This window comes from Rhodopseudomonas boonkerdii, assembly GCF_021184025.1.
GTDB classification, from domain to species: Bacteria; Pseudomonadota; Alphaproteobacteria; order Rhizobiales; family Xanthobacteraceae; genus Tardiphaga; species Tardiphaga boonkerdii.
The window spans coordinates 5,581,714-5,607,843 of record NZ_CP036537.1; the positions used below are offsets into that span (position 1 = coordinate 5,581,714).

Here is a 26,130-nt window from a genome sequence, read left to right on the forward strand (position 1 = left end):
GCGTTGCGATCGCACTCGCTGACTTGGCATCTGGTCGGACGCCTCGCGGGTTTACAGGCGATCATGCTGACGATTCTGATCCTCCTGATCGGGCTCGCAGCAATTGCGCTGCTCCGCGCGGGACTCATGCTCGAAGATTACGAGGGCAACACGATCGACACTTTGAAAGAAGCGCTCACTCGTGACGCTGGCGGCGGCTTGACAGTACGCAACACGGCTGATTTGTCAGCCCTTCGATCGGAGCATCCCAACCTCTGGTTCGTGATCCGCGACACGCACGGCCATCAGCTCTCCGAAGGTACCGTCCCACAGCAATTTGCACCGATCGTAGCCGCACTCGATCACGTTAGCGACGCGCGACTGAGATGGAATGCAGCCGAACCATCGCCGCCCACAGGGCTGGTCAAATGGATCGATAGTGCAGTTGGGCGGGTCCAGATTCTAACCGGGACATTCGGTCAGCTCTCAATCTCACGAGCGCTGGCAAGCACGCCGCTGTTGTTCTTCAACCTCATTCTGCCGATCATCGTGCTGATGACACTGGCGACACTGGTCGCGACTCCGTTCGTGGTGCGGCGGACCATGAGAGGACTTGAGCAGGCGGCGACACAGGCTGAACGCATCAATATCGACCAGCGGGGCGTGCAGTTGCCGCTCGACGAAGTGCCAGCCGAGATTACGCCTCTGGTCAAGGCCATCAATGACGCGCTCGACCGCCTCGACAAGGGCTATGAGCGCCACCGTCGCTTTCTCGCCGACGCCGCGCATGAGCTCAGGACACCGATCGCGATTCTATCGACGCGAGTATCCACGCTCGAGGCTGGTCCCGAGAAGACTCGCCTGCTCGAGGACACCACGCGCCTCAGCGTCATGGCCGGCCAGTTGCTCGACCTCCAACGCCTCGATCAAGGCACGGGCGCCTTCGCGGCTGTCGATCTCGTTGGCGTCGCCCGGCAGGTTGTACTGGAGCTTGCACCGCTTGCGTTCGCCGCGGGTTACGACATGGCCTTCGAACATGATGACGAGAGAAGCGTTGTGACCGGCGACCAGACCGCGCTCGAACGCGCGCTGACCAATCTAGTGCAGAACGCTATCGACCACGGCCAGCGCCGCGGCACCATCTTGGTGCGGGTGACGAATGATTGCCGCATCGAGGTTTCCGACGACGGGGACGGCATTCCGGACTCCGAGCGCGAACACATATTTGAGCCGTTTCATCGGCTACATCACGGCGGCCGTGGCGCAGGCCTCGGTCTCGACCTCGTACGATCGATCATGCAACTACATGCCGGCTACGTCGAGATTGATCGATCGTCCTCTGGGGGTGCCTGCATGCGCATGGTATTTGCAACTTGATGCGGGCGAAGGGCCGACCCAAGCACTTTGACCACGTTTCGTATGCGGAGGGCCGCTCATAAACTAGGGAGCGAGAGAGGCTGCGGCTAAGCTTTTGCCGAAAAACCTGCTGTTTCACCTCTCGGGCTGCCCACCACGATTCTCGACCGAAGCAATTGCACCACCACGGCTTGGAATTCTTCAATTCGTCGAGTATCCAAGGGTTAGATGAATTCGCTAGGCGAACGGAATCATGTCGGATCTGCCCCTCTCTCATCGGGAGGATCGCCTGCGTTCCTTTCTCCATTCTTTTTATTTCGACGCCGCTCTTCCTGAACCCTAATGTTGTGCATCAGCGCCGTTAGCCGCCGCCCGGTAATTGGCTGGCCGTCGCCCTGCGTCACGCCCTGCACGGCAAGGCCCGCCGCAATTTCGGTCCATGTCGCTCCATCTTCGCGATGCATCCGCTCCAGTTCCTGACGATTCCGCCGGATGATTTCGGTAGCACCTGATTTAACTTTTCCGATTGGCGAATCCTGCCGCTCGGCTTTCAGCGATTTCACGTAATCGCGCAAACGTTCCAGATCGATACTCATGGACGTGGGCAATAGGGACGGTTTCTTAAAACGTCACTTCATCGTTCGATGAATAGATCCTGCCAACTCGTTATCCCGGCCCGTCGTATTTATTTCAAATCACAAGCCACCAACGTGATTCGGCAAGTTTTCGAGCAAGACCGCACGCATCGCGTGGCTTTTTAGAGATCGGAATCGATTGAGTTGTCTGCAAATGAAGCTTGATTGGCAGCAAACATGTTGATCACATCGACACCGCCATTCCTGCAACGTTGAAATGAAGTCGCAGTGCGCCCTGGTCACCGAGTACCACACATATACCACACAAAAATCTGACGCGACCTGCTTCCCCTCTCTCGATTGCGTCGCGCATTGGCCAGATGCTGGATCATTCCCGTTCATATTGACGTCGTAGCCGCTCTGATACGTGGCAAAGCTTTCGCGCAGCCAGCTTCGACTGCTCCACGCAAGGTTCGCTTGCTACGTCGCTGCTACAGATCGCACTCCATCGCTCGCAGCAAACGCAAGAATCCACCTCATGATGTCCCCAACGACATCCGATTCTCGGTCAAGACCTGTGGACAAGAAGGACGCTTCGCCCGCGCGAAACGCGCGCAAAACGCCCACGGAGCATCCACACATCGCTGCCGCAGCGGCGATCGACGAATTGCTCGCCAACGAAGCACGGGCAGGCCTCCGGCGGACGCGCGACGCCCAACGCGAGGAATCTCCGAAAGCAATAGCACGGCTCAACGTGCCCCCGGCGCGCATTGTTGCCCGGCCGATACAATCGGCGGGATGGAAAGCACCGTTCTTCTCGCTGGCCCTGGTTGTCGGTCTTTCAACGCTGATATCAGCGGGCAGCATTGCATATCTGTTTCTACGGCCGCAGTTGGCAGGCAACGTTTCGGAAACAGAGCTTCGCAACATTCGCGAATCCGTCGCACAACTGCGCCAGCAGGTCGCAGACCTATCTTCAAGTACAGCCCGTCCTGAAGTGGCAAGTTCACAGCAGCCGGCAGTTGAGCGTGCGCTCTCGCGAAGCATCGAACACGAACCACTCGAACAACACACGAGGGCCACACGCAACTCGGATGAAAACCACGCGAGCGAACCAGCTTCACCGGCGCTCGAGGTCACGGGTTCTATTCAGTTGCCTATAGCATCGATTGCAACGACATCCCGCGCGATCATTGATGGCTGGCACATTCGACGCACCTATGACGGTGTAGCGGTGCTCGAAGGAAAATTCGGAGTCATTGAGGTCTCGCCAGGGCAAGATATCCCGACACTCGGCCGGATTCAGGAAATCAGTAATGACAGCGGTCGTTGGCAAGTCATAACCAGCAAGGGCATTGTTGTTGGCCGGTGAGCCGCAAACTTTGCAGGAATGACCGACAGCAACGCGCAGGCAGGAAGCTAGCGATGCACAGGACTGAAAATGAGCATGAGTCCGATTGTTTCGGCGGCGAAGTGATCAAAATTTCCTCTGAGACAAGTGACGGCGTCATATTCCCTGCTACCGATGCGCACCAGGCGCAACGCGATTGCATGCTCGAACTACTCGGCAGCCTTTGATCCGAGATGAGCCACGCCAACTCATATCGTCATTCTGTCACTAGCGCGCCCTCGATGGGTGAGACGTGAACAGCATGGCGTCATGCAATGATATGACAGCAGGGCTGGTTTCCATTGCGCATTTTCAGAAATGCGCAAGCATGTATGACATCGTCATATGCACAGGACGAGAATTATCCACTTGTTCGTTCGAACAGGGGCCCGATTAAGGTCGACGACTCTTTGCAAATCTTGATCGGTCGACTACTTGATAGTGAGGTACCATCTTGACGTAATGGATAAGGTGATTCCTGTCTTGTTTGGACCCGAGGGGTTGCTGCTGCACCGAGCGCGTTCTGCTTGGCAACAGCGACCTTTCTACCGAACCTGGCAAATGCCGACCAAGCGCAAGCATGAAGCGTCGTTTCATGCTTTGAATGAGAGGGAGCTCTCAAACTTATCGATCGAGCGGGTCATCAAGAAGGGGCGCCCGACTGCATCACTTGTTTCCGACCCGGTAAAAAGCGACCCGGATTTCGGAGCAATGTCGGCAGGCCCTCGACAATGCTCTTCTCGATCCTGTCCCAGTAACTGTTGTGTTGCGTCTCCAAGGCAAAAATGGGGCGAATACGCCTAGTTCGACCCCATGACGACATTCAGGCGAACACGCAGGGGATTAACATGTTTGTTGTGATCGATGACCGAGAGGGCGTCACACAAGGCTATGCGGCCGGATTTGACCGCGAAGGCGTCGTTTCAATTGGGTTCACGTCCACCGACTTCCGCGACTGGCTCGAGGGCGCTGTCGGCAATGACCTGACTGCCATCCGAGCCTTTCTGCTCGGCGATTGCCCGGACCGCACGAGCATTCCATCAAGTATTCGCAACAGATCGCGCGCGCCGATCATTGCGCTCAACAGCCTGAAGCATCTCAAGCAGACCATCGAGCTGTTCGAAGCCGGCGTTGATGACGTCGTTCACGCCCCCGTACACGTCAAGGAAATCATGGTGCGAACCGCCGTCATCCGGCGTCGCACCCTCGATCAGAATGAGCCGGCCCAGACTAGTATCATTCGGGTCTTTCTCGACGGGCGCGATCCGGAGATTGCGGGGCGAACGCTGGCCCTTCCGCGCCGCGAACTGCGGATTCTTGAACATCTGGTCGGACATCAAGGAAAATGGCTGACGAAGACGCAACTTTTCAATGCCGTTTACGGATTGTTCGATGCGAGTTTCGATGAAAACGTCATCGAAAGCCACGTCAGTAAGCTACGCAAGAAACTGCGCGATCATCTCGGCTTCGATCCGATCGAATCAAAACGTTACATGGGTTACCGCCTCGACGACATGAAATCTCGCGCCATTGGCGAGATGCCGATTTCGAAGGCGAACTGAGGCTAAGCCTCCTGCGCAAGAGGACGCCGGCGATCGGCGTTGGCGTCCACCGCCCCCTCTCAGGCTCCCTCATCCAGTTGGGAGATTTCAGCGCAAGAAACAGTACCACACGACGACCACGCCCTATCACGAAACGCCATCGCCCCCTTCAGCGACCAACCCAGGGCCGCGGGCCGATGCCTCAACGGCGAAGCTGATCCTTCGAGACATAGTTGAAATCCTGCACCAGGATTTCCTGCAGCGCGTCCACCTGCAGCCGCTTGTTCACTTGCATCCGTACGGCCTGCACGAACTGCGCGAGATCGTAACGTCCAAGGTTTTTGAAATCGAGCTTCTCGTCACTATAGAGCGTGCGAAACGCTTCATCGACCACGAACGGTTCCGGCGGCACGGGGAGCTGGCGCAATACTTTTGCATCAGCGGTGAAGACGAGCTGGGTGATCACATATCCCTGGACGTTACCCTCGGCGATCATCGGCACGTTGATCACCTTGACTTTTTCATAAACGAGACCTTCCGGCTGCTCCTGCTTTGCAGGTAATGCGGCCGCGGTCTCCTTCCAATAGGAAATACCGAGGCTCGTCCCGACCGTCACCAGGCAGGCCCAGACGCCCGTCAACAAGAGCTTCATCATGAGCGGCTAACCGGCATCGGCAGCGAATAGGTGCCGTCCGATTCGACCTCCTGGATCGACTTCGCGATGATCGCCGAAACTTCCCGCACCGCATCGAGGTGGATCTGCAGCGCAGCCTGATTACGAATTAAGCTCGCACGCAGCTGGATGAGCTGTGGAGTCACCCGGGGATCGGCCTCGATGTCGGACGTCAGCCGTATTGCGCGGGTCAGTTCGAGCAAGCCTCGATTCTTGCGCTGGCTGAAAGTGTCGAAATCGACAACGGCGCGGGATTCGAGCTTGGAAGTCTCCTCATCGATCGTGACCTTCAAACGCTCGATCGCAGCGAGAGCGTTGCTCTGGGTACCCAGCCATTCGGCACCGGCATGCTGTTCCTGAGTCAGGACCGGTATCTCTTCGACCGCCAATAGTTCAGAATCCGTAACGGCCAATGCCTGCGTTTCCAAAGACGATGCCATATTCCGGTGTTCGATCTCTTTCATGTTCCGACTCGCTGTGATGACCGGTGCCGGCCGTTATGCTTCAGTACCCGGTGTTGCGACCGTGCGCGATTTCGCCAATTGCCGGGCAATGCCGATGCCCTTGCCCTTCGCCATCTCATTGCCGATCTGCTCGGCCATCATCGAGCGCCAGATGTTACCGGCGCTCCCCTTGCCGAACACTTGCTCTGCGTCTTTCGGCAGCATCGCTTCAACGAATATCTGCAGGACGAATGCCTCGAACTTGCGATAGACCCCGTGGCTCCCCTCGTTCTGGCGGATGACCGGCGTGGTCGGAACTGGCGCGTGGGCCGGCACAGGCGAGGCCTCGGTTTGAACGCCGGCGAATTCCCCTTTTAGGGCGGAGACAAACTCGGCTTCCCGAGCCGGGGTCATACGTTCGAGCCGGCCCGCCGCATTGCGTCGGGCGACCGGATCAGCCGCATTGATGACATCCGTAATCAGATCGTTGGCGACCGGTGCGACCGTCATGTCGTGCTCCAATCAGGCTTCGTTAGATCAAACATTCGGAAGCGACCGGCGAACCGCCTTATCAATTTCATCGTCGAGCATGCGCTTCTCGTCTTCCCTCGCCGCGCGCCCTACCGCGAGGTCAACCAGCCGCTCCACATGCTTCAGTTTACGGCCTTCCGTTCGCGCGTTCTCGGCTAGCCGCTCTTTGATTTTGACCACCGCACCTTGCTCGACGCTTGCGGCGCGTAGGCTCTGACCTGCAGTCTGAACGAGGAAGTCCGGCAGTTTACTCTCGTCATTGAACGCTTCGAGAATACGTCGCTGTTTATCTTCCAGCTCATTCTCTCGCGTCTGGCATTCCATCAGCTGCCATTCGGCGATGCGATGAAGTCTCGCCTGTACGGCGGCAATACGACGGATCTTGCGGTCCCGCTTCTGCATATCGCCCTACCCAACCAGCCACGCTGCGAATGCGATGCTGAACTGCAGAATCATGTCGCGGCTGGACAGATAGAGCAGCATCAGTCCCCCCATCAGAACGAACGGCAGCGAGATGAAGTAAACGGGAATGCTCGGTGTCAATTTGTTGGCGAGTCCAACGGCGAAATTGACGATCACCGCATAGACGACAAACGGACTGGCAACGCGCAATGCCAGGGTAAATGCCTGAGACAAATGGTCTACCAGCTGCGTGAGGCCAGCTTCCGTACCGATGCCTGTAGCCGGCAGCCAGATTCGGTAGGAACCGATCAGACCGCGCAACAGCTCCCAATGCTGTCCGGTAACGAAGAACACGACCGTGGCAGTCAGCGTGATCAGCGGCACTAGGGCAGGAACATGTTCGTTGTCGTCTGCTACACTCGGCATCGTGAGGCCGATCCCCGATGCAACGAATGTTGCCATCGTTTCGAGTGCCGCAAAGAACATGCGCGCCGTCAACCCGATGACGAGGCCAACGAAAAGCTCCGAGAAGATGAGCCTTATCAGATCTGAAGCTGCCCCACCTTCGACTGCCGGGCGGACCGATGCCTCGAGCAGGGGCGTCAGCATCAATGTGACGCTGACGGCAAGGAAGAGGCGCACCTGGGTCGGAATGTTGACGCGGGAGTAGCCGGGGGCCACCATGATGCAGGTGCCGACGCGGCAGAAGATCAGGAATGTGACCAGAACCGAGACGGAGGCGCCCGTTATCAAGAGATGGCTCCGAGTGATTTGACCTCGGCACCACGTGCTATTTCGACATGCGACAGCACGGGGAGGGTCGGGAACATCCGCTCAGTGATCATGCGCACATAGGGCCGAACGTCCGGCGGCGCGACCAGGACAGCCGTATCGCCGTTGGCTGCCGCTTTTCGAACCGCGGTGGAGACATCGTCTGCAAACTGCTCGACAAGTCGCGGATCGGCATCGAACTCCACAATCTCGCCCTTGCCGTCGCGCTTGAGACTCTGGTGGAAAGCCAGATCCCAACGATTGCCAAGGCGCAGTACCTTGAGGACGCCGTTGTCGGCGAAATCGCCGCAGATCTGCTGTGCGATCCGCATACGGACATGTTCGGCGATCTGTTCCGAACGACGTACATGCGGGGCGATCTCGGCGACGGCTTCCAGAATGAGATGGAGGTTGCGGATAGAAACCCGTTCGGCGAGGAGCAGCTTAAAAACCGCCTGGAGGCCGGAGTAAGAGATTTGCGACGGCACCATATCCTCGATCAGTCGCTTGTACTCGGGCTCAAGCCGATCGATCAGTGCGCGCGTATCCTTATAGGTGAGGAGCTGTGCCAGGTTGTTACGAACGACTTCGCTCAGATGTGTCAGCAGGATCGAGATACTGTCGGCGATCTTGAAGCCGTCCTGCCGGATCTCGTCAACAAAGGCCTGCGGGACCCACATCGCTTTCATGCCAAATGCCGGCTCGATCGTCTCGTCGCCCGGCACATCCGGCCGGCGGTCGCCATCGAACAGAACCAGTGATTCGCCGATGCGTAGTTCATGCTGTGCGACGATCGTGCCGTAGATCTTGATCCGGTATGATTTCGGCCCGATCGACAGATCGTCGGTGAGCTTGATCTCGGGAACGACGAAACCGTATTGGGTGGCGAAGCGGCGCCGGACCTTGGCAACGCGATGCGCGAGCTCGCCATGGGCACTGAGCATCTGGATCGCGAGCTGGCTGCCGACGCATAGCTCAATGTCTGACGTCTTGAGCAGCTCCTTGACTGAATCCTTGGCCTCGATCTGCGCCTTTTCCTGAACCTGGGCGAGGCGGGCCTGTTCGAGTTTATCGCGTGCCGCCTGCTTGCGCGGCAGAGCGAAACTCATGAACGCCATGATGGACCCGAGCAAAGCGAAGGGCAGCAACGGCAGTCCGGGCAACAACCCCAACGCGAACATCATCAGGGCCGCCACGGATTGCGCGCGCGGGTAGCCCCCGAGTTGTTTGAGAACGGTCTGCTCGGCCGAGCCCCGCGTCCCGCCCTTCGACACCAGCAAACCTGCCGAAAGCGACACGATCAAAGCCGGGATTTGTGAGACGAGACCGTCGCCGACCGACAGTTTCGTAAACACATCAGCAGCGCGCGCGAGCGGCATACCGTGATGTGTCACGCCAATGACGATTCCGCCGAAAATATTAATCGCCGTGATGATCAGACCCGCGATGGCATCGCCACGAACAAACTTGGAGGCGCCGTCCATGGCGCCGAAGAACGCGCTTTCCTCTTCGAGCTCGCGACGGCGGCGTTGCGCTTCCTTGTCGTCGATCAGGCCGGCCGAAAGATCGGCATCGATGGCCATTTGCTTGCCTGGAATGGCATCGAGCGTGAAGCGCGCTCCGACCTCGGCGATACGGGTGGCACCCTTGGTGATCACGACAAAGTTCACCGTGACAAGGATGGCGAAAATGATCAGGCCGATGACGAAATCGCCGCCCATGACAAATTTCGCGAAGCCGGCGACGACGTAACCCGCAGCATGTTCGCCCTCGCCGCCATGCGACAGGATCACGCGCGTGGTGGCAACATTCAGCGCGAGCCGCAGGATCGTTGCAATCAGCAGAACTGTCGGAAATGCCGAGAAATCCAGAGGACGCTGGATCCACAACGACACCATCAAGATCAATGCAGATAGCGCGATGGAGAAGGATAGACCGACGTCGATCAGGAAGGTCGGAACCGGGAGTACCAGCATCGTCAGGATTGCGACGATACCGACGGCGAAGGCCACGTCGGTACCGACCCGCCGTTCGTCCGGGGGAGCGGATATCGTTACATCGGCCATGACGCTTCCTGCGTAAGTCTCATCGCTGCATCTTGCAGCGTCGAGCTTGCGCGAAGGTGACGAACGGATAAGCGATTTCCCCGAAAGGCGGACACCTGTTCTCCGAGACGGTCACGGCTCGACGAAGGAGATCGATAAAGTCAGGCTATCGAAGATCAGTCCGACTTTAGAACCCATGCTCGATCCGGCCGTAGAGCACTTCGGTGAAAGCGTAGATATGCGCACCCATAAAGGTACCAGTCACAGCAACGACGATCAGCATGACGACGATTTTCGGAATGAAGGTCAGCGTCATCTCCTGCACCTGCGTCAGCGCTTGCAGCAGAGCGATAATGATGCCAACCAGCATCGCGGCGCCCACCGCGGGACCGGCCGCCACAATGATCGTCCAGACCGCCTGCTGGGCAATATCGAGGGCGTCGCGCTCGTTCATGATCAGCTAATCGTGATGCCGGCGCCGAGTGCCACTTTCACACCGTTCTCCAGCGTCGCAACTGCGCCGCCCGTGATGATCGTCACTTCCTTGATCTTGCTGGAGGTGGTTTGCCCTTTATCGTCGGTGAACGACGCGGTGCGGCCAATCAAGCCATCGGCCTGCTGAATCGCGCTGGAGGACAGCAAACTGTCGAGCTTCGCATTTGTCTTCACCGCCTGCTCAACCGTCGACAGCTGCGCGAGCTGGCTCATATATTCGGTCGAATCTGTCGGATTGGTAGGATCCTGGTTACGCATTTGCGCGATCAGGAGCTGCAGGAAACCGTTATAATCGATCATTCCCGCCGAACTCGTCGATGACGTCGCAGCGGTATCAGTGGCCGATCGGTTCGCATTAACGCCATTGACTTCCATGTCAGTTCTCCGGTTTCAGGCGACTGCCACGGGCAGCAACATTTCGGCGCTGGTCAGGATCGACTGCTCGATATCAAAGAGTGATCTGATTTTGCGCAGGGCTTCGTAATAGCGTCCGGCTTCGACAAGCGTTTCCACAGCATCGAGCCCGCCAAGCAATTCCGCATTGTCGGCCGCGGCATACAACGCACAGCGTTGATGACCGAACACCGCCTTGGCCTGATCGATGTCACCAGGGCTCATCAACATAAGTTGCACCACGAAGTAAAGCTGGCGCATCGGCGTGGTGGCGTCGTCCACCTGCATGACCTGGCTTTCCAGCAGGAAGGTCACATCGTTGATCAGCTCCAGCGTTACCTTGCGGTCGACACGCAGCACCGCGCCGTTGATGTAGATCTTTTCCCCGCTACGAAGCGAGATACACATCGGCTTCTTCATCCGAGGGAATCCCGGATTGCAACGTTCACCGCTACGAGATCTTCGACATCATTCAGCTGCGCCTCGCGATTGCGCTCCGCTTCCTTGACAATCCAGAGGCCGATGGAGATCAATTGCGCTCGCAATTGTTCCGGCAGGCCATTGCGGGAGTTCGAGAGATCCTGAATGAAGAACGCCCACAGATCGCGGATATAAAGAAACGCATCGGTACGTTCCGATGCAGTAAGTTCGCCGGCCTGCATTCTCTGCAATAGACCGATTCCGTGATTGAGCGCCCGTTTTTCGCGCGAACGCGCTTCGCGGCCACCGTCCTCGATCTCTGTGTCGTAACTTGCCAATGTCATGTCGAAAGACAACCCGCTGCTGTAATTGCGCCAATCAGAGATAGTTGAGAATGCTGAGCTTCTGGATCTGCGCGGACAGCGCGTGTGACATTTCAAGCTGGTTTCTCAGGCTCGTGACCCGGACCGACGCCTCTTCCGGATCGACGCTCTCCATCGCATTGACCTGTTTGGTCACGATGTCGCTTTGCACCTTAAGGCGACTGGTAGCAGTGGTGGTCTGCTCCTGCGCAGTGCCGAGCCGCGCGCCGACGCTCGCGAGGTCGGCGACAGCGCCAGCGACCAGAAGCAGAGCTTTGTCAGTAACCACCTGAAACGTGGACTGATTCATCTTGTCGACCCCCAGCCCGGAGAGCATCGTATAGGCCATCGCCAGCTTGCGGAATGCGACGTCGTTGGCGCTGGCCGAAGAATCGATCGTCTGGGTCGTCGAAATTCGACTGCGCATGACCTGATCGGAAGCGGAAGACCAGTTCGTCCCCCAGGCCGGATCGGCGAACTCCGCCGCAAATGCGTTGTCGAGAAACGCCTCCATGTCGCCTGGCAGGATGTTCTCGGCACCGGGCGAACCGGGCGGAAATCCAAATGCCGCAGTGAACGCCGCATCGATTGCCGTCTTACTCGCCGAACCGGTTTCGTAGGGTGTCATCGGCTGCTGCGATGTGTTGATGCCAGCGAACAGAAACTGACCATCCATCGATACGTTCAGGGTTGCGAGCAACGAACCGAGATTCGAAGCCGCAGGCTGTGCAATGATCCCACCGCCATTGGCTGAATTCCGCGCCGCCAGCAGATCCTTCTGGAAAGCTTGAGCCGTTTCGATCGTTTGTGACAGACGTTCCTGCGCCACTTCCAGCCGCGCCCCTACCAATGAATTGGTATCGACGAGCTTGTCGACCTCCAGCAACTCCGCGCGCAGCGTGACGTTGCGCCCGGTCAACGCTCCAAGTTCCTTGCCGATATCGTCGTGCCGACCTGTCGTGGCTTCCTTGACGCCCTTTGCAATTGCAACCTGGCTCTTCGAGGCCGAAATGCGCAACGTTGTCGCGATCGAGTTCGATGAGATGAATGTCGCAGCCATATCGATTACCTCACCGCCTGAAGAAGGTTCTGAAACATCTGGTCGATCGTCGCGATCAACTTGGATGAAGCGGAAAATGTGCGCTCAATCTGGAGCATGAAGGACATTTCATCATCCATATTGACACCGTTGACATTGGAAAGCGCATCGGCGCTGCGCTCCAGCAGCGTTTGATTGTAAGTCGCCGCGTCACCAACCGTTTTGCGCTGAGCTTCCAGCCAGCTCACCGAGGACCCAGCAAAATCGATCAAGGTGCCACTGGGCTTGCCAAGCGCATTCGGATCAAACGGCCGGGCCGTGCCCATGTCATCCACAAGGCCTTGAATGCGCGCAAAGAAGCCTGCCTCTCCGCCGGCGTTGTAAATATAATTGGCGCCGTTGATACCGCCGTCGCGGATGAGGCTCGGATTGCCGCCCAGCGCCTGATCGACGGCGTCGGCGACCCTGATGGTGCCGGCCAGCCCGGGATTGATGACGCCCGGCGCTGGCATTGCCGGCCCACCGCTGTAGGTGAAGAGGCCAGTGAGGGCCGGGCCGCCGCCACCGCTCTGATCTTGCTCGGCGAAGATCTCGATCACACCACGGGCGATCTCATCGAGCTGGTTTTGATAAGTTACCAACTTGTCGTCGCGCAGTGCGGCAAGGCCGGCGAGTTTTCCGGATCCTATCGGCATAACCGAGTTGGCTCCGGTAACGGCGACACCGTCGATTACGACCGCATTTCCCGTCAAACCCGCTGTATAGGAATTGGTCGCGTCGAAGGTAACCGTCCGCGCCGTTTTTTCAAAAAGCGTCACACCAGAATCGGTATAGATGACCATGTCGTTGTTGGCGCGGGTGGTGAAAGTGACGCCAACTTCCTGTGACAGCTTTGAAAGAATGCTGTCGCGCATATCCAGGTGATCGGTGACATCGGCTCCGGCCGTGGTTCCCTTCACGATGGTTGTATTCACTTGCTCGAACTGGGCGAGCAATTCGTTGATGGTCCGGACTGAAGTCGCCATCTCGGCATCTGCGTCCGCACGCGCCTTCTGCACGGTCGTCGTCGAATCGTTCAGCGAGGTGGCCACATCCTTTGCCGCCTTCACTGCGGACTGGGCGAAGGTCACATTGTCGGGCGCCGACGTATATTGCTGTAAGGCACTCTTGAGCTTGGCCAGCTGCGCCGCCGCGGACTGGTCGAGTTCAGGATCATCGATCGTGACGGCAGCGACTTTCTGCAGGCCGTTGTAGAGCGCGTCCTGCTGAGCCGTATTCGCGACTGCCTTGACCACATTGTTGAACAATCCGGCGCTCGCGGCACGCTGGATGCCGTTGACGTAGACGCCACTGCCCGGCTGCGACACGATCAACGCATTCTTGCGCGAATATCCCTCTTGCTGCGTTCCCGCAATATTGCGCGAGATGACGGAAGACTGCACCCCTGCCGCCATAAGCGACGAACGAGCTGAGCTGAGCGCGATCGTAAGTGACATTGTGAGCCTCTGTCAGAATTGACGTACGACGCCTAGCGCTTCAGATTGACGAGCACATCGAGCAGATCCGCGCCGGTCTGGAACACCTTTGAATTCGCCGTATAGCCGCGCTGCGACTCGATCATCGCCGTCAGTTCATTGGCGAGATCGACGTTCGATGCCTCCAGCGCTTCAGATTTGATGGTGCCGAGCCCGCTATTTCCGGCATAATCGACCTGGATGTTTCCGGAATTGATGCTGACCGAATAAACGTTGCCCGCCTCCGGAGAGAGATTGTCCGGGCTCGGCACCGTCGCCAACGGAATCTTCCATGTCGCGATGCGTGTACCGTCGTCGAAGATCGAATACATCGTTCCATCGGCAGCAACTTCCACGCGATCGAGACCACTCGGAGCGTTTCCGTTGGTGGTGGCCTTGAACTGGAATTCGTCGGCGACCTGCGTCATGTTCGACATGTTGAAGGTAAAGGCCGAACCACCGGGAATGTTAAACGTCATCGACGTGGGGCTGGCCGCATCGAGACGTCCCTTACCGGTTGCGCTGACATCGAACGTGAAAGTCTGGGTCGCAAGCGGAGCGCCGGTATAGGGGAAGCCGCCGCCCGGCGCAGCATCGGCGCTGTTATAGATTTCGACGTCCCAGGTGTTGGCTGCGGTTTTGAACATATACATGTCCAGTTTCACCGCATTTCCGATGTTATCGTAAGTGATCAGCGAGGTCTTCGACGTGAAATTGGGGGCTCCGGTCGAGATCGCCGCATTAGCATCGAGATTGGCGCCGACGATGCTCGCTTCTGTGGTTGGATTCCCGACCAGCGTCTGCTGCGCGATGTTGACGACCTGCAGATTCCCGAGACCGTTGGCTACGACATCGGGCACTGCTCCGTTCTGCAGGCTATAGCCCATCAGATAGTAGCCGGCGGTGTTGTAGAGATTGCCCTGACCGTCCGGAACAAACGAGCCCGCGCGCGTCAGGAACGGTGTCCCACCGGCATTGCTGACAATAAAGAACCCGTTCCCCTGGATCGCAAGATCAGTCGCGGAGGTCGTGTAGTTCATCGTCCCGGGATCGGAGATCGCATAGCGAACCTGCGTCTCGACGCTGCCGGAGTTATAATTGCCGCTACCGCTGCGCAGGATGAGTGACGAGAACTCCGTCGAAGCGCGCTTGTAACCGGTGGTGTTCACATTCGCGATGTTATCGGCGACCGTTGCGAGTTTGTTCGACTGCGCATTCATGCCGGAGCCGCCCGTGCGCATCACACCATACAGACTCATCGATCATCCTCCGTTTGACGTGGGGGTATTAGAGTGGAGATTGCTTGCGCGGGGCTGGCGGTTATCCACAGGCTACCGCGATGCTGTACGTTCAGCGCAGAAGCTGCGCGCGTTATTGGTCCATGATCCGAAACCGCTCGCGACCAGACTGCCGATGACGCTGCAGATGTAGCGTTTCTGACCGACGACATTGTTCGGTCCGGCATTGTAACGGGCGACAGCCATGGTCCAGTTTCCTTCGCGCGCACGCAATTCTTTCAGAAATCGCGCTGCATATGCGACATTCCGCGCTGGATCGAACATCGCTTCCACACTGGTGAATTTCTCGCCGTGATAACGATGATTGATCTGCATGCAGCCGAGATCGACCAGCTTGGCGCCTTTGCGCTTTTCGTCCGCGAAACGCGCGACTGCATCGCGCAGGTCGGTGGCGAGGACGGTTCGGCCATCGACGTTCAGCGCATACGGATTGAGCACTCCCTTGCGCCCTGTCTCGCTGAGACCGACCGCATAGAGAACGCCGAGCGGCACGCCGTGCTGGCGCGCAGCACGCGCCATTTCCCGTTCGCACGGCCCATCAGCGCGCGCGACTTCCGGAACGCTAAAGATAGAGAGTGCTGCTGCGAATGCCGCGGATGCCTTGATCCTGCGGACGCTCGGCGGGAGTGTGCGATCGATCATGATCCTGCCTGTTCTGCCGTCCTCCGCCATGCCCATCGCCAGATGATCGGCTCGATGAGCCGCCATCCGTCTGCGAACCGTTCGACGATGACGTGGAGCCACGTTGATCCGAAGATGCCTGCTGTTGTTGCGGTTGTGACTGCGATTGGCCGTTGCTGATATTAGCGTCGGGTGTGCGCGTATGATCGATGGCGGTGATGTCGAAGCTGTAGCCGGCCGATTGCATCGCATCGGCCAGGGCCCCGCGCTCCTGACGCAGCAGATGCGTGGTCTCAAGCCGGTCTGCGGTGAGATGAACTTCGACGGAGGCGCCGGCGAGCCGCATCTTGATCGTCACGGAGCCGAGATTCGGCGGGTCGAGTTCGAGCGTCATCATCCGTACCGGACGACTTTCTGCGGATTTCACGAACTCCTGCGACGGCGGTTCGGCCACATGCGCGCTCTCGGGTGACGTCACGGCCGGAAGGTTGCTCGCCATCCGATCCACGATTTTTTGCAGCGTCGTCACCTGCTGGACAGGTTCGAAATGGGTTTCCTGCTCGCGAACAACGGCCTTGCTGATGGGAGCCGGTTTCGTATCCACCGTTTCGACGGATGCGGTGAACCGCTTGGGAGCGGGCCCATCGATATCCGGAATATCCATATCCACCGTATTTGCAGCCCCCGTCCATTCAGGCGACTTGTCCTCGGTGTCGAGAACGACACGTGACGTCGAAGACTGCGACGCCGAACTATCATCTCGCTCTGAGTTTTGCTGCGCATGGCCCAGCTTCGACATCACGGCGCTGAGGATGGCATTCGGATCGCGCCAGTCCTGTATCGTCGCTGCGGCTGGCTTGCCTTCTCCGGCGGACTTCGGCGTATCCTCTTCCTTCTCCAGCTGCTCGCTTGCAACCGGCTTTGGCTTTACCTCGCCTGCGAGCTCGGCGAGAACCGCCGATGCCTCGAGGGTTGGCGTTGCCGCAACTGTTGCGAGATGCACAGTATTTTTGACGTTCTTCGGAATAACAGGCGACTTGTCTCTAGAGACTTGCCGCATCTGCTCGCGGAAATGCTCGGCCTTCTCCTTCCCTTCCTTGGAATGGAGCCCACCGTTCGGTCCACCCCTCCCACCCGCTTTCGCAGACGCGAGCTGACCAAACATAGCCGTCAAAAGATCGGCCTGGCTCATCGCATCTTCTCCTTCAATTGATCCTGCGATTGATCGAGCAGCTTTTGTGCGTGGTCCACAACGGCCATCGACCGGGTAAAATCTATCCGCGGACGCATCACCGTCTTGGGGCCCGTATCGCTGCTGCCCTTGGCGGCTTCCGGCAATGCTTTGCGAACATTCAGTCCAATGGACAGTGCGGCCGCCTGTAGTTCGGCGTCCCGCTCCGACAGTTTGCTCTTGTCGATCTTTTCAAGCTCAGCAATAGCTTGACTATGCCCCTGTGTGACGACGCGCGCGGCGGCGTGATAGAGCTGCGCACGCAGACGCTCGGGGCTGCTCTCATCGGACAGGACAAAAGCACGCTCGGCCGCGAGAGCGGCCATACTTGTCTTGCCGCGCACGAGTGCAGTACGTGCAATCAACAGATACAAGCCACGCTGGCTGCTCCGATCAAGATGATCGAGAACCGCAACCAGCCGCGGGAAACGATCTGGCCGCTGCGCAAAACTGAAACGTGCGACAGAGAGCGCAAAACGTTGGCGGAAATTCCCTGCATAAATGGAATGACGGAAGCGGCGGAAATAGCGGGTGGCCAACGCCTCGAACTTGTCGAAATCGTCATCCTGGCCGACGATGAAGATCTCACGGCGCAAGGCTGCCTCCTCCACGAGAGTTCCAGGCATCATGAGACGGACGTCATCGAGCAACGCGATCGCTGCTTTGGGATCTTCCTGCGCGATCAACGCCGATTGCACCAGGGCGATCTCTGCGCCGAGCGTCGCTGGCAGGCTACGCGGCTTGATATGGCCGAGCTTGGCTTTAGCCTCGTCGATCCGTCCTTCAACATAGGCAATGGCGCCATCGACGGTCGATTCGTCGATGTTCATCACATTGCGCGCACGGAGCGATGCAAGGACTTGCGGCGAACCGCCGCTCAACAGGAACGTCACTGCCGCGCGCGCGTTGCGCGGTTCCTTCCACAGCTCAGAGTCCGTCTTCAGAAAGCTGTCGCCAATTCGCTTCAGCAGTGCCGGCTGCGCATTGTGGGCTTCGAGATCTCCTCGCGCGATCTGATCCTGTAACATCTGCAACGAGCGGACCATCTGATACGGCTGACGCGCCGGTTCATCGACCTGCTGCGCATTGGCGGTGCCAATGTACATGACCAGCATGACCGCGGCTGTCCTGCAAAAGATCATAGCGTCGGCGCACGGATCAGGATCTCGATCCGCCGGTTCTGAGCCGCCAGCGGGTCGCTTTGGTCCTTCAAACGACGATCGGCATAGCCTTCGATCCGCTCGACACGCGCCGCGTCAAGCCCGCCCCGCACCAGCATGTGATAGGCCATGTGAGCGCGCGCCGTGGAAAGTCGCCAATTGTCGTATTCCGCTGTTCGGAACACACGCGCATCGGTATGTCCGCGTACGATCACCTGACCGCGGTTCTGAGCGATCATCGGCGTGATCTTGTCCAGCGTGCGCACCAGGCCTGGCGTCGGTTCGGCTGAGCCGTTGGCGAACATGCCATAGTTTGCGTCATCGGTGAGATTGACGAGCAGACCTTCCGGCGTCTCGCGCACTTCGGCAACGGGATGCACCGCACCAAGCGTCGCCAGCGCCGCGGATATAGTTGACTGCAGTTTTGCCGCATCCGTTTGCGTCGTCTTTTCCACCTGTGCCTGCGGCTTATCGGTCTTTGCAGGAGGCTTCTCCGCCGCACTCAGTTTCATGTCGGCCACGGCGTTGGGTTTGGCGACATCATCAGAGAACAGACCGACAGGTTTTGGCGGATCAAGCTTCTCGGATTTCGGCGGAGTGGAGCTGGTGCCGGCCGTCTCCTGAACGAGCGTGCCGGTGGCATCCGGCTTCGGATCGGCCGGACGAGGCTCCTGCCCCTCGGTGACGGTCGCTATATCTTCACCATAAGGGAGGCTCCCCGCATCTTTACGGCCGGCGGGCATCCTTTCAAGGGACGAAATTGATGCCATCGGCCAGTTGATCGGATCGAACGGATCGCGATAGGCCTCGCCGCCTTTCAGCCCTTCCCTACGCGTCTGGTCGAGCGCGCCGCTAGTCTGACCGGTGCGCGGCGGCCCACCGGCAATCTCCGTAAGCACCGCATAAGGGTCGCGGAACAACGTCGCCTCGCCATAGCGGGGTTGCGGCGGCTGGGGCTGGACCACATCCGTCGTTGGCTGGCCGGGCTCCGGAAGGGGCGATTTGATATTCCCCTCAGTGGCCTTGCCGGGATCGACGCGGCGCGCATCGTTGACGCCTTTCCGATCCGGCGTCGAATCCGTCAGCTTGATCGGGTTGAAGTAGGTCGCGACGCTTTCGCGCGCTTCCTGACTGGTGACATTGATCAGCCACATCACCAGGAAGAACGCCATCATCGCCGTCATGAAATCCGCATAGGCGATCTTCCAGACGCTATTCTTTGTCTCGCTTGCATCCAGAGAGCTGCGGCGACGAATAATCAGAATTTCGGTTGGTTGCTGGTCGGCCATTTTAGCTTTGAAGCGCCAGTTTCAGTCGATCGGTCCAGACCTTGAGCTGCGTTTCGAGCACGACCTGATCGATCGTAATCGACGCCTCAAGCTCGGGACCGGGACGCAACTCGATAGCTATGGCACGGACACCGAGCTTGTTTCGGATCAGTTCGAGCAATTCGGACGGGCCGGTCAGACGCAGGACCGGGCGCCGTACATCGGTCGCGATCGACGACAGGTGATCGATGAAACTGGCAACAGCCTGCCTTTGCGCGGCGCTGATGATCATCGGCTCCAGAATGCGTGCCGTGACGCCGGCGATCCTGCTCTGCAGATCGTTGCCGGCCTCGGTCACATCGGCCGCAAGCTTTGCGGCGGTCTCATTGAGCAGTTGCCGGCGCTCTTCGGCTGCCTGCGCGACAAATCCCTGCCGTTCTTGCTCCAGCTTCTGCTCGAACTCCGTCCTCGCCTTGGCATAGCCATCGGCGAGACCGCGCTCATAACCGTCGTCTTCCACGGCAACCGGATTCTTCTCCATCAACGGCTGTGGTTGTGGCCCACGCGGCTGCTTTTCGATCAGCGGTTGATGCTGTGAACGGACGGCGGAATGATGCAGGTGATCGAACGGAACGACGCGACTGCGCGGCTTGACAGGATCCGGCCGATCGAAATCCGCGATCAATCGGGCGACTTTCTCTGCGCTCATGCCGGCTCCTCCTGTCTAATCCACTGCTTGAGAATGGCGGCGGCCTGTTTCTCATCGAGCTGGATTATCTGCTCCAATCGCTTCTGCGGGGCATTCTGAATACTGGTCGAGACGTCCTGAATGAGATTCGGCGGCGGTTCGTTAGCCAGCACCGCCATCGTCGTGGCGCCGCCGGCGGCGCTACCGCCCGTCAAAGCATTGGTTTCAGCCTGGAACTGGGCGGCTTCGTCCGTCTTTGCACTCGCCAGGATCGTATTGATCGCGGGACGCAGACCGAACCAGATCAGCATGCCGGCAACCGCAAGGATCGTGATGGCGCTCACCAGGCTTCCCGCCTGACGCATCATGACTTCCGTGAAGGTAATGGACGGCACAGGCGCCATATCGCGCGCGCCCTCCATGAACTCGACCGCCGAGACCTGAATCTGATCGCCGCGCGGCTTGTCGATGCCGGCCGCGGTTGCCGCGATCTGTGCGATCTCGGCAACCTTGGCGTCAATGGCCGCATCGCTGGCTTTGTCGCCAAGACTGGCCGCCAAGCGCGGTCGATTGACCAGCACCGCCAGGAACATCTTGTTCACCACGTAACCGTCGCTCACCGTCGTCACCGTCTTCGACGAAACCTCATAATTGGTGATGTCCTCGCGGCGTTGCTTCTCGTCGCTGGAGTTTTTCGCCCCGTTCGCATTGACCTGCTGATCCGGGAGGTTCTGCTGAACCGTCGTCGGCTGCTGCCGGTCTGCACTTTGCGACGATTCCTTCTCACGCACCGCGCGGACCGAGCGCTGCACGCGCGAATCCGGATCGTAGGTGGTCTCGTTGGTCTGCCGCTTGTCGGTCGACAACTGAGTCGCAACGCTTACTTCGAAATTGTCCAGACCGAGATAGGGTGTCAGCGCACGGCTGACGTTCTCCTGGATGGATCGACTGACGACGCGCTGCAGATTGGCCATCGTGGTCGGAGTCGCTCCGATGCCTCCACCATCATCGTCAGAAAGCAACGAGCCGTTGCTGTCGAGCACTGTAACCTTGTCCGCCGTCATGCCGGGGACGGCAGCAGCCACAAGATGACGGACCGAGCGCGCGGTGCGGGCGTCCGCCGGTCCTTCCGTTCGCAGCACCACCGATGCCGACGGCGGCAACTGTTCCCGGCGGAAGGACCCCCGCGCCGGAATTACAATATGAACGCGTGCAGCCTTGACATCCTTGAGCACTTGAATCGTCCGCGCAATCTCGCCCTCGAGGGCGCGCACACGCGTCACTTCCTGCATGAAGGACGTCAGTCCGAGCGATCCGATCTTGTCGAACAGTTCATAACCACCGCTGGTGTTGCTGGGCAGGCCTTTGTCCGCCAGCAGCGTGCGCGCCTGCGCCGTCTGCGCCGGGCGGACATAAATGGTATCACCCGCCGAGTTGATGTCGAAGGCGATGTTGGCATCGCGCAGTACTGAACCGACGCGCGAGACATCCTCGCGACTGAGGCCGGCATAGAGCGTATTGTACTCCGGCCGACTGAGATAATAGGCACCGCCGCCAACGCCGGCGAAGACCGCGACCCCAATCACCGCAAGCAGAATGAGACGCTTGGTACCGAGCTCCAGGAGATTGTTCCAGAGCTTCTGCGCATGCTCGCGATTGACCATCGAATCCTCTGCCCACTTTCGACACGATCATCGATTGCGAAGCTTGTCCGAGCATTACGAGATGCTTAACGCGCGATGGCCGCGCTATTGCTAGCGCGGCCATTTTAGATCGTATGGGCGCGAGATTAACCGCGGAACAGCGACAGGATGCTCTGGCTGCCCGAGTTGGCGATCGACAGCGCCTGAATGCCGAGCTGCTGCTGCGTCTGCAGAGCCTGGAGGCGGGTCGATTCGGCGTTCATGTCAGCGTCGACGAGCTGGCCGATACCGCGATCGAGCGAGTCTGTCAGGACCTTCACGAAATCCTGCTGCAGGCCGATACGGTTCTTGATGGCGCCGAGATTGGTGGCGGCATCGGTGATCGTGCCCAGCGCGTTGTCAACGCCGGCGATATAGGTTTCCAGCGCGGCGAGGTCGGTCGCGCTGTCCGTGAACTTCGAGATGTCGAGGTTCGCAACGCTGAATTCGCCCCAGGCGCCGTTCTGATAGACGTCATAGGTCTTGTCGAGAATGCCCTTCTCGGTCTTGACGCCGGCACTCGCTGGAGCCTGCGCCGTCACGGCGCCGCCGGTGGAACCGCCATCGGTATCGGTGGTGGCGATCGACGTGGTGCTGGCGTTCTTGATCTCGATCGTCTTGCCATCGGCGTTGATGCCGACGGTAAGGCCTTCGATGCCCAGACCGTTCAGCGCCTTGGCGACGTCCTGAATCGTGGACTTCTGCGACACGTTCAACGTGGTCGTGGTGGTGCCCGCAGCGGTCGTAACGGCGAAAGCGATCGTCCCGGCGGTCGTCGGCGGCGTGGCGGCCGCGTCACCGACGGTCGCGGGATCGAAAGTGAGCGTCGTGGTGGTGGCGGCAGCGTGAGCTGTCTTGTAGGCAGTGTCCAGCGTCTTGTCGTAGAGCTTGATCGCATCGAGGTCGACGGTCAGGGTATCGACCGAGACGACGCCGCCAGCGCGGGAGAACGACGACACAACCGACTTGCTCGAGTTGTAGGTCGCCTGCTGCGAGTCCACCGAGATCCAGTTTTCACCGTTGAACACGGCGCTGTCGGCGGTGTTCTTCAGCTGCTTCTGGAGTTCGGTGATTTCTGACTGGATCTTGGCACGATCGACGCCTGGTGTACGGGCAGCAACCAGCTTCTCCTTGATCGACGAAACGACGTCCACCGTGCCTTCCAGGCCCGTATACATCGTGTCGATGGTGGCGGCGCCGAGACCGAGAGCGTCCTGCACGGCACCCAGAGCCTGCACGTCCGAACGCATCGTGGTGGCGATCGACCAGTAAGCGGCGTTGTCCGAAGCCGTCGCGACGCGGTACCCGGTCGAGATGCGGTTCATCGTGGTGGAGAGGTTGGAGTTGACCGAGCGCAGCGTCTGCAGCGCGGTCATCGCCTGGGAGTTGGTCATCAAGCTAGACATTGTATGTCCCTTTAATTCGATTTGAATGTTTGCGGGGGACATACCGGACTTTCACCGGTACGACAGGGCGGCATCATGCCTTTGGAATTGTCGACGTCTGGTCGATCCAACCTGTCGTGAATTGCACGCTATCCGCCAAACCTTACCCAAAGCTGAAGTCGGCGAAAAGCCATATAGTTAACGGCGCGTACCCTCGTTCATCCAGTTCGATGAAAATGCCGCGCTACAAGAACGATTTGACAAGACCAACCGACAGCAGATTCCAGCCATCGATCAATACGAAGAATAACACCTTGAATGGCAGTGCGAACACCGTTGGCGGCATCATCATCATGCCCATCGACATGGTCAGTGTCGCCACGATCATGTCGATGACAAGAAACGGCATGACGACGAGGAAACCGATCTCGAATGCACGTCGCAACTCCGACACCATGAAGGCGGGAATGATGATCCGCAAATCGATCCGTTGACCGTCGAGCTTCACTTTCAGGCTTTCTGCCGCCAAATTCTCGAAAGTCTGGAGATCCTTCTCCCGCACATGCTGCAGCATGAATTCGCGGAACGGATCCGTGATGCGCGAATAGGCTTCCTGTTCACTGATTTCGTTCTTCATCAAAGGCTGCACGCCATTCTGCCAGGCGCGATCGAATGTCGGGGCCATGACGTAGAAGGTGAGAAAAAGCGCGAGGCTGATCATCACGATGTTTGACGGCGTGGTCTGCAAACCAAGACCTGTGCGCAGGAACGACAAGGCGACGACAAAACGGGTAAAACTCGTCACCATGATCAAGAGCCCCGGCGCGAGTGACAGCACCGTGAGCAGCGCAACCATTTGAATGATGCGACCGGAAGCGCTTCCCTCGCCCTGCGGCAGCAAGGTCGACAGATCCGGAATCTGCGCCATCGCCGTCGTCGGCAACAGAACAGCGATCAGAATCAAAAGCGCACGCGTCATTGCACCACCAGCGTCTCGATGATCAACTCGCGTACCTTGCCGCTGGAGCGTGTCACCGCACGTTCATTCAGGTCCTCGCGCAGATACTGCAAGCCACGCGCGCCTTCGATCTGGCTCGGCGTGAGCGTACGCAGATAGGCGACGATATCCTCGCCGACCTTGGAGGTCAGCACATAAGCCTCTTCTTCGTTGAGCTTGTCGGTAACGATCGAGGCCTCCATCCTGATCCAGGTATTCGGCGGTGCCGCCAGATTCGTCGTGACGGGCGAGATCTTGCGTAACCGGTCATTGGGGTTGAAGGCGGACGCGACCGGTTTTTCGACCACTTCCTTCTTGCTGTCAGCAAGGCGCTCCACCGCCGAAAGCATGTAGAAGCTGGCGAGCGTTCCGGCGCCCGCTGACAATCCGGAGACCACCAGCAGCGCGATCATCCATTGCAGGATGCCCCGGCCCGGCCCTTCATTCTCGACGTCATCGGCCATGGTCGATCCTCATCAGAACGGCGCGACCCGATCGTAGACTTGCTGGCCCCAGTTCGGCTGCTGCACTTCCATGATGCGGCCACGGCCACCATAGGAGATGCGGGCCTCCGCGATCTTCTCATAGGGAACCGTGTTGGCACGACCGATATCGATCGGACGCACGATGCCGCCGACATTGACGATACGCATCTCGTAATTGACACGCATTTCCTGCGAACCGCTGATCAGCAGGTTGCCGTTCGGCAGCACATCGACGACGACCGCGGCAATCGAGAAACGCACTTCCTCGGCGCGGTCGATCTTCCCCGATCCCTTGCTGGATGATTGCGAACTCACATTGGTATCGAAGCTCCCGGTCGAAGCCCATTTGGCGATGTCGGCCGCATAGTCCGCGCCGAGCTTGATCTGCGAATCGCGCGACCGGTCCGTTTTGTTGTCCAGAATCGCCTTGTCGTTCATGGTGACATTGACGGTAAGGATGTCGCCGATCCGGCTGGCCCGCGGGTCGCGATAAAGATCCTTGCGCTCGTTCCAGATCGAGTGCTGGCCGTTGCTGCGATAGGCGCGCTTCTCCATCGGAATTCCGCGTGCATCCACATGCAAGCCCTGACCGACCGGAGACATGGTCGGTGCCTGACTGAGTTCCGACAGCGGATTGGCGCACCCGGCAAGGCCCGAGAGCAGAATCGGCAACAGCAGGACACGTGAAGACTTCATTTCTTGGCTTTCCCGTCGTCGGTGCGACGCATACCGGCCAGCGTATCGGCGAGATGCGCGCCGCGGGCCGGTTCCATTTCATTGAGGATCGAGCTTGCGACCCGCACTTTCAGCTTGGCGAGGACGGCGGCTGCCGTATCATCCGCCATGCTGGCGATCTGCTGCGCGGCGGCTTCCGGATTCATGCGCGAGTAGATCTCGACGACATTGTCCTCGGCTTTCTTGAGAAAGTCCTCGCGCAGCTTCAGCCACTCCTCATATTCGGCACGCTTGGCTTCGAGTTCGGCGATGCGTTGCTTGAGCTTGGTTTCGGTCGCTTCGAGCTCTTTCTGCTGCCAAGCGACACGGGCGTCGAGCGCCTGATCGGTGATATTGCTGCAGAAGCGCGCCACATCCGATTCCTGCGATGCTGCCACTGCCGGTTCCTTCTTGTCGACGGAACCAGTGACCAGCGGTACTTCGCCAGGTGCCTTTGATGCAGTATCCGGTTTTACCGCCGCTTCCGGCTTCGGCGCCGTCTTCGGACGCGGCGGTTGCGCCGTCTTGGCGAATTCCGCGAGGTTCAGTGGCTTGGACAGCTTCTGCGCCGGCTCGGCGCATGCAAAATCCGATGCAATCGCTGCTGTGAGGATGCAGATCGACCAGGTTGCGGTGCGCGCCATTCGTGCTCTCGTGAATCGGTTAAGCAAG

General features: G+C 58.9%; 28 protein-coding genes. 3 read left to right on the forward strand and 25 right to left on the reverse strand.

Annotated elements, in window-relative coordinates:
• Positions 1–3 precede the first annotated feature (3 nt).
• A complete protein-coding gene (locus E0H22_RS25620) occupies positions 4–1,356 on the forward strand; it encodes a sensor histidine kinase (RefSeq protein ID WP_233026558.1) in 1,353 nt (450 codons plus the stop codon).
• Between the two features lie 230 nt (positions 1,357–1,586).
• Here E0H22_RS25620 and E0H22_RS25625 read toward each other — a convergent pair whose 3' ends face one another.
• Positions 1,587–1,931, reverse strand: a complete 345-nt coding sequence (locus tag E0H22_RS25625; protein WP_233023693.1) for a hypothetical protein — start codon at positions 1,929–1,931, stop codon at positions 1,587–1,589.
• A gap of 556 nt (positions 1,932–2,487) precedes the next feature.
• On the opposite strand from E0H22_RS25625, the gene E0H22_RS25630 reads away from it, so the two are divergent.
• Together E0H22_RS25630 and E0H22_RS25635 are read left to right on the forward strand one after the other, a co-directional pair.
• Entirely contained in the window at positions 2,488–3,282 is a 795-nt protein-coding gene (locus E0H22_RS25630) for a hypothetical protein (RefSeq protein WP_233023694.1), read from the forward strand.
• Positions 3,283–4,148: 866 nt separating this feature from the next.
• A complete protein-coding gene (locus tag E0H22_RS25635; RefSeq protein ID WP_233023695.1) occupies positions 4,149–4,862 on the forward strand; it encodes a response regulator transcription factor in 714 nt (237 codons plus the stop codon).
• A 181-nt stretch (positions 4,863–5,043) separates the two neighbouring features.
• Here E0H22_RS25635 and E0H22_RS25640 read toward each other — a convergent pair whose 3' ends face one another.
• From E0H22_RS25640 to E0H22_RS25755, 24 genes are all read right to left on the reverse strand, one after another.
• Entirely contained in the window at positions 5,044–5,496 is a 453-nt protein-coding gene (locus E0H22_RS25640) for a hypothetical protein (RefSeq protein ID WP_233023696.1), read from the reverse strand.
• Positions 5,493–5,978, reverse strand: coding sequence for a hypothetical protein (locus E0H22_RS25645; protein ID WP_233023697.1), 486 nt, complete (start codon positions 5,976–5,978; stop codon positions 5,493–5,495). Before E0H22_RS25645 ends, E0H22_RS25640 begins: the two co-directional genes overlap by 4 nt.
• A 33-nt stretch (positions 5,979–6,011) precedes the next feature.
• Positions 6,012–6,467: a rod-binding protein gene (locus E0H22_RS25650; RefSeq protein ID WP_233023698.1), complete on the reverse strand. Its 456-nt coding sequence runs from the start codon at positions 6,465–6,467 to the stop codon at positions 6,012–6,014.
• A gap of 27 nt (positions 6,468–6,494) precedes the next feature.
• Positions 6,495–6,890, reverse strand: coding sequence for a hypothetical protein (locus tag E0H22_RS25655; protein ID WP_233023699.1), 396 nt, complete (start codon positions 6,888–6,890; stop codon positions 6,495–6,497).
• A 6-nt stretch (positions 6,891–6,896) separates the two neighbouring features.
• Positions 6,897–7,643, reverse strand: coding sequence for a flagellar biosynthesis protein FliR (gene fliR, locus E0H22_RS25660; protein ID WP_233023700.1), 747 nt, complete (start codon positions 7,641–7,643; stop codon positions 6,897–6,899).
• On the reverse strand, positions 7,640–9,727 hold the full coding sequence (gene flhA, locus E0H22_RS25665) for a flagellar biosynthesis protein FlhA (protein ID WP_233023701.1): 2,088 nt from the start codon (positions 9,725–9,727) through the stop codon (positions 7,640–7,642). The genes fliR and flhA overlap by 4 nt, the downstream gene beginning before the upstream one ends.
• A gap of 166 nt (positions 9,728–9,893) precedes the next feature.
• On the reverse strand, positions 9,894–10,160 hold the full coding sequence (fliQ, locus tag E0H22_RS25670; RefSeq protein WP_233023702.1) for a flagellar biosynthesis protein FliQ: 267 nt from the start codon (positions 10,158–10,160) through the stop codon (positions 9,894–9,896).
• Between the two features lie 2 nt (positions 10,161–10,162).
• Positions 10,163–10,576, reverse strand: a complete 414-nt coding sequence (flgD, locus tag E0H22_RS25675) for a flagellar hook assembly protein FlgD (RefSeq protein ID WP_233023703.1) — start codon at positions 10,574–10,576, stop codon at positions 10,163–10,165.
• A 15-nt stretch (positions 10,577–10,591) separates the two neighbouring features.
• Positions 10,592–11,002 carry a flagellar biosynthesis repressor FlbT gene (gene flbT, locus E0H22_RS25680; RefSeq protein ID WP_233026559.1) on the reverse strand — a complete coding sequence of 137 codons (411 nt, stop codon included), beginning with the start codon at positions 11,000–11,002 and terminating at the stop codon, positions 10,592–10,594.
• Between the two features lie 8 nt (positions 11,003–11,010).
• Complete coding sequence (gene flaF, locus E0H22_RS25685) at positions 11,011–11,454, reverse strand: flagellar biosynthesis regulator FlaF (protein ID WP_233023704.1); 444 nt, start codon at positions 11,452–11,454, stop codon at positions 11,011–11,013.
• A complete protein-coding gene (locus E0H22_RS25690; protein WP_233023705.1) occupies positions 11,393–12,436 on the reverse strand; it encodes a flagellar hook-associated family protein in 1,044 nt (347 codons plus the stop codon). Before E0H22_RS25690 ends, flaF begins: the two co-directional genes overlap by 62 nt.
• Positions 12,437–12,441: 5 nt before the next feature.
• Positions 12,442–13,911: a flagellar hook-associated protein FlgK gene (gene flgK / locus E0H22_RS25695; protein ID WP_233023706.1), complete on the reverse strand. Its 1,470-nt coding sequence runs from the start codon at positions 13,909–13,911 to the stop codon at positions 12,442–12,444.
• A gap of 32 nt (positions 13,912–13,943) precedes the next feature.
• A complete protein-coding gene (locus tag E0H22_RS25700) occupies positions 13,944–15,188 on the reverse strand; it encodes a flagellar hook protein FlgE (protein WP_233023707.1) in 1,245 nt (414 codons plus the stop codon).
• Between the two features lie 72 nt (positions 15,189–15,260).
• The gene (locus E0H22_RS25705; protein WP_233023708.1) at positions 15,261–15,746 is read right to left on the reverse strand and encodes a transglycosylase SLT domain-containing protein; all 486 of its coding nucleotides are present in this window, start codon (positions 15,744–15,746) and stop codon (positions 15,261–15,263) included.
• A gap of 43 nt (positions 15,747–15,789) precedes the next feature.
• The gene (gene fliK, locus E0H22_RS25710; RefSeq protein ID WP_233023709.1) at positions 15,790–17,040 is read right to left on the reverse strand and encodes a flagellar hook-length control protein FliK; all 1,251 of its coding nucleotides are present in this window, start codon (positions 17,038–17,040) and stop codon (positions 15,790–15,792) included.
• Positions 17,037–18,221, reverse strand: coding sequence for a chemotaxis protein (locus tag E0H22_RS25715; protein ID WP_233023710.1), 1,185 nt, complete (start codon positions 18,219–18,221; stop codon positions 17,037–17,039). Before E0H22_RS25715 ends, fliK begins: the two co-directional genes overlap by 4 nt.
• On the reverse strand, positions 18,218–19,528 hold the full coding sequence (locus E0H22_RS25720; protein WP_233023711.1) for a MotB family protein: 1,311 nt from the start codon (positions 19,526–19,528) through the stop codon (positions 18,218–18,220). The genes E0H22_RS25715 and E0H22_RS25720 overlap by 4 nt, the downstream gene beginning before the upstream one ends.
• Before the next feature lies 1 nt (position 19,529).
• Entirely contained in the window at positions 19,530–20,216 is a 687-nt protein-coding gene (locus E0H22_RS25725) for a hypothetical protein (protein WP_233023712.1), read from the reverse strand.
• Positions 20,213–21,859 carry a flagellar basal-body MS-ring/collar protein FliF gene (gene fliF, locus E0H22_RS25730; RefSeq protein WP_233023713.1) on the reverse strand — a complete coding sequence of 549 codons (1,647 nt, stop codon included), beginning with the start codon at positions 21,857–21,859 and terminating at the stop codon, positions 20,213–20,215. The genes E0H22_RS25725 and fliF overlap by 4 nt, the downstream gene beginning before the upstream one ends.
• 125 nt (positions 21,860–21,984) lie before the next feature.
• Entirely contained in the window at positions 21,985–23,283 is a 1,299-nt protein-coding gene (locus E0H22_RS25735; protein ID WP_233023714.1) for a flagellin N-terminal helical domain-containing protein, read from the reverse strand.
• Positions 23,284–23,506: 223 nt separating this feature from the next.
• Entirely contained in the window at positions 23,507–24,241 is a 735-nt protein-coding gene (gene fliP / locus E0H22_RS25740; RefSeq protein ID WP_233023715.1) for a flagellar type III secretion system pore protein FliP, read from the reverse strand.
• Entirely contained in the window at positions 24,238–24,723 is a 486-nt protein-coding gene (locus E0H22_RS25745; RefSeq protein ID WP_233023716.1) for a flagellar basal body-associated FliL family protein, read from the reverse strand. Before E0H22_RS25745 ends, fliP begins: the two co-directional genes overlap by 4 nt.
• Positions 24,724–24,735: 12 nt before the next feature.
• The gene (flgH, locus tag E0H22_RS25750) at positions 24,736–25,440 is read right to left on the reverse strand and encodes a flagellar basal body L-ring protein FlgH (protein ID WP_233023717.1); all 705 of its coding nucleotides are present in this window, start codon (positions 25,438–25,440) and stop codon (positions 24,736–24,738) included.
• Positions 25,437–26,102 carry a MotE family protein gene (locus E0H22_RS25755; RefSeq protein WP_233023718.1) on the reverse strand — a complete coding sequence of 222 codons (666 nt, stop codon included), beginning with the start codon at positions 26,100–26,102 and terminating at the stop codon, positions 25,437–25,439. The genes flgH and E0H22_RS25755 overlap by 4 nt, the downstream gene beginning before the upstream one ends.
• Between the last annotated feature and the right edge of the window lie 28 nt (positions 26,103–26,130).

Excerpts from the sequence above, each read along its gene's own strand:
- E0H22_RS25625 (WP_233023693.1), bottom strand. The coding sequence starts at position 1,931 with ATGAGTATCGATCTGGAACGTTTGCGCGATTACGTGAAATCGCTGAAA.
- E0H22_RS25635 (WP_233023695.1), top strand. The coding sequence starts at position 4,149 with ATGTTTGTTGTGATCGATGACCGAGAGGGCGTCACACAAGGCTATGCG.
- E0H22_RS25640 (WP_233023696.1), bottom strand. The coding sequence starts at position 5,496 with ATGATGAAGCTCTTGTTGACGGGCGTCTGGGCCTGCCTGGTGACGGTC.
- E0H22_RS25645 (WP_233023697.1), bottom strand. The coding sequence starts at position 5,978 with ATGAAAGAGATCGAACACCGGAATATGGCATCGTCTTTGGAAACGCAG.
- E0H22_RS25650 (WP_233023698.1), bottom strand. The coding sequence starts at position 6,467 with ATGACGGTCGCACCGGTCGCCAACGATCTGATTACGGATGTCATCAAT.
- E0H22_RS25655 (WP_233023699.1), bottom strand. The coding sequence starts at position 6,890 with ATGCAGAAGCGGGACCGCAAGATCCGTCGTATTGCCGCCGTACAGGCG.
- flhA (WP_233023701.1), bottom strand. The coding sequence starts at position 9,727 with ATGGCCGATGTAACGATATCCGCTCCCCCGGACGAACGGCGGGTCGGT.
- fliQ (WP_233023702.1), bottom strand. The coding sequence starts at position 10,160 with ATGAACGAGCGCGACGCCCTCGATATTGCCCAGCAGGCGGTCTGGACG.
- flgD (WP_233023703.1), bottom strand. The coding sequence starts at position 10,576 with ATGGAAGTCAATGGCGTTAATGCGAACCGATCGGCCACTGATACCGCT.
- flbT (WP_233026559.1), bottom strand. The coding sequence starts at position 11,002 with ATGTGTATCTCGCTTCGTAGCGGGGAAAAGATCTACATCAACGGCGCG.
- E0H22_RS25690 (WP_233023705.1), bottom strand. The coding sequence starts at position 12,436 with ATGGCTGCGACATTCATCTCATCGAACTCGATCGCGACAACGTTGCGC.
- flgK (WP_233023706.1), bottom strand. The coding sequence starts at position 13,911 with ATGTCACTTACGATCGCGCTCAGCTCAGCTCGTTCGTCGCTTATGGCG.
- E0H22_RS25700 (WP_233023707.1), bottom strand. The coding sequence starts at position 15,188 with ATGAGTCTGTATGGTGTGATGCGCACGGGCGGCTCCGGCATGAATGCG.
- E0H22_RS25705 (WP_233023708.1), bottom strand. The coding sequence starts at position 15,746 with ATGGCGCGTGCTGCGCGCCAGCACGGCGTGCCGCTCGGCGTTCTCTAT.
- fliK (WP_233023709.1), bottom strand. The coding sequence starts at position 17,040 with ATGAGCCAGGCCGATCTTTTGACGGCTATGTTTGGTCAGCTCGCGTCT.
- E0H22_RS25715 (WP_233023710.1), bottom strand. The coding sequence starts at position 18,221 with ATGATCTTTTGCAGGACAGCCGCGGTCATGCTGGTCATGTACATTGGC.
- E0H22_RS25720 (WP_233023711.1), bottom strand. The coding sequence starts at position 19,528 with ATGGCCGACCAGCAACCAACCGAAATTCTGATTATTCGTCGCCGCAGC.
- E0H22_RS25725 (WP_233023712.1), bottom strand. The coding sequence starts at position 20,216 with ATGAGCGCAGAGAAAGTCGCCCGATTGATCGCGGATTTCGATCGGCCG.
- fliF (WP_233023713.1), bottom strand. The coding sequence starts at position 21,859 with ATGGTCAATCGCGAGCATGCGCAGAAGCTCTGGAACAATCTCCTGGAG.
- E0H22_RS25735 (WP_233023714.1), bottom strand. The coding sequence starts at position 23,283 with ATGTCTAGCTTGATGACCAACTCCCAGGCGATGACCGCGCTGCAGACG.
- fliP (WP_233023715.1), bottom strand. The coding sequence starts at position 24,241 with ATGACGCGTGCGCTTTTGATTCTGATCGCTGTTCTGTTGCCGACGACG.
- E0H22_RS25745 (WP_233023716.1), bottom strand. The coding sequence starts at position 24,723 with ATGGCCGATGACGTCGAGAATGAAGGGCCGGGCCGGGGCATCCTGCAA.
- flgH (WP_233023717.1), bottom strand. The coding sequence starts at position 25,440 with ATGAAGTCTTCACGTGTCCTGCTGTTGCCGATTCTGCTCTCGGGCCTT.
- E0H22_RS25755 (WP_233023718.1), bottom strand. The coding sequence starts at position 26,102 with ATGGCGCGCACCGCAACCTGGTCGATCTGCATCCTCACAGCAGCGATT.